This window comes from Dyadobacter sp. CY261 (assembly GCF_021440085.1).
Lineage (GTDB): Bacteria > Bacteroidota > Bacteroidia > Cytophagales > Spirosomataceae > Dyadobacter.
Genome location: NZ_JAKCPW010000054.1, coordinates 1 through 2,473 on the forward strand (window position 1 = coordinate 1; position 2,473 = coordinate 2,473).

Sequence of the window (2,473 nt, forward strand, 5' to 3'; positions counted from 1 at the left end):
CGGCAATTATGGTGGCGCAGTTGTCTTAGAAGCAGTTAACGACAGTGAACACGGATATAACTTAATTGCCGCCACCAGAATAAATCAGCCGGATAAGCCGACAAAAATAGAGTTTGAAAATTCCGAGATACTTATAGTTAATCATGCCAATTGGCCCGATAGACCTCACGTGCAATGGTATCTCCCAGTTCGACACAAGCAGATAGCACATCTCATTGAAAAGGTTGAAAACATTGAAGTGCAGATAAGGTACGACATGAACACCTCCATGTACGGTGTTGTATCTGACTTTGACATATGGATAATACAAATTATCGATAAGCAGTTAAAATCGGAAAAGACAAAACCTCGCTCATTGACAAAGCAGACAATTAAAGGACTGTCAAAAAAGAGCAAATGGAAATTTTGGTAACTTAATTCAAAGTCTCGCAAAATGCTCGAACGTGAGACAGACATCCTGGTAGTCATCAGGGTTTAAGCCAATCGCAAGGATCGGACATTTCAAGAGACATAAATTGGAAAGCATGGATTTCGGCATAAACATTGAATTGGACAAATACATACTTCTTTTTCATGACGAAAAGCTGAGCTAGATTAGCATACTTGTGCACTAGTTGAGCTAAAAAAGCACCGGACTGCCCGGTGCTTTTTTAGGGGTTGCCAGCTCCAGTCGGAAATTTATTCTGTACGCAGACTTTTTACCGGGTTAATCATGGCTGCTTTCAACGCCTGGAAGCTAACAGTCAACAGCGTCAGCAGCAAAGCTCCCATGATGGCAACTCCAAAGATCCACCAGGACACATCGACGCGATAGGTGTAGTGATCTAACCAGCTGTTTATCGAGTAATAGGTGATCGGGACCGTCATTAGGCAGGCGATGAGAACTAACACCACAAAGTCTTTAGAAAGCAACTGCCAGAGGTCGGCAACTGACGCGCCCAGTGTTTTGCGGATGCCAATCTCTTTCGTTCGTTGTTCCGCCGTAAAGGAAGCTAATCCAAACAGCCCTAAGCACGAAATGAGTATGGCAAGAGAGGCAAAAATACTGGCCAGGTTGCCCACGCGCTCTTCAGCCGAAAACTTAGCTGCATATTCCTCGTCCACAAACACATATTGAAAAGGTAGAGCAGGCACGTTCTTTTTGTAGATCTGCTCGACAGTAGCCAGACTCTCTCGAACAGGGATTGCCGGATTTAGCCGCAGGTTATAAAATCGAGCAGCGCCTTTGTTAAATTCATAGACCGTCGGTTGGACAGGTTCGTAGGGGGACTCCATCACCACATCGTCGACTACACCAATGACCTTCAACGGTGGAGCAGTGCTCTTGTCATTATCCTCCCGAATAAGGGTGCCAAGGGGATTTTTTAGGCCCATATATGCGACGGCCGTTTTGTTCAGAAGCACTGCATTGGAGTCGGATGGAGAATCAGCTGAAAAATCGCGGCCAGCAATGATCTTCATACCCAGCGATTTGACATAGTCTGGTGACACCCAGACCCAGGCGAAACTGTCCTGAAAGTCGGCCGGTTTACCTGCCCATCGGAATCCACCGCGACCGAAGTTCACAGCTGTCGCCGGATCGCTGGTTGCCGACATGTCCGTGACGGCTTCCGAACGCAACAGTTCGTTGCGGATAAATTCGTACTTCCCTGAAAATTCGCCTTCCGTCAGGGGAATGGATACCAAACCTGCTCGGTCGTAGCCTACGGGTCGGTTTTTGGTATATTGAACTTGACGAAACACGACGATCGTGCTGATAACCAGCGTGACGGAGACGGTGAATTGCAGCACCACCAGGACACGGCGGGGTAAGGCTGCGAAACGACCCAGTCGAAACGTCCCTTTCAACACTTTCAACGGCTGAAAAGCCGACAGATAGAGCGCTGGGTAACTTCCCGAAACCAGGGCTGTTAACACGATAAAGACAAGAGCAGCTACCCAGAAGGAAGTGTGCTGCCAAGGAAAAACGAGTTGCTTGTCGGCCAGGGTATTGAAAATTGGTATCATGAGCATAACCAGCGTTAGAGCGAGCAGAAACGCCAAAGTCACGACCAGGAACGACTCGCTTAAAAACTGTATGATTAACTGCCTACGCATTGAACCCAGGGACTTGCGAACCCCAACCTCCCGGGCTCGTTTCTCCGAGCGAGCTGTCGACAGGTTCATAAAATTGATGCATGCCAGCAGCAATACGAAGGCTCCGATACTCCCAAATAGCCGCACCAGCTCGATGCGCCCGCCGGTTTGAATACCGTTCTCGAAATTGCTCCTCAGATACCAGTCGTTCATTGGCAGCAGGGAGAATTGCGGATTTCGCTTGGCGTATTCAACCCGATTCGTATTGAGTTTGATGTCTTTGATTTTGGCCGTTACCTGCTCCATTGTCGTGTTTGGGGCAAGCTGTAGGTAGAGCCGAAAGGAGTTATTTCCCCAGGAATCGGCGGCTTCTTTAATCCAGGGTGTATTGGCGACC

The 2,473-nt window shown here is 48.2% G+C and carries 1 protein-coding gene and 1 pseudogene; one reads left to right on the forward strand and one right to left on the reverse strand.

Translation table 11 applies throughout. The features are described from left to right. Positions 1-412, forward strand: a pseudogene (locus LZD49_RS35270) (hypothetical protein); the annotation flags it as partial. Between the two features lie 266 nt (positions 413-678). On the opposite strand, the gene LZD49_RS35275 reads toward LZD49_RS35270, so the two are convergent. Continuing rightward, positions 679-2,473, reverse strand: a 1,795-nt coding sequence (locus LZD49_RS35275; protein WP_234673349.1) for an ABC transporter permease, incomplete at its 5' end; no start/stop codon positions are given.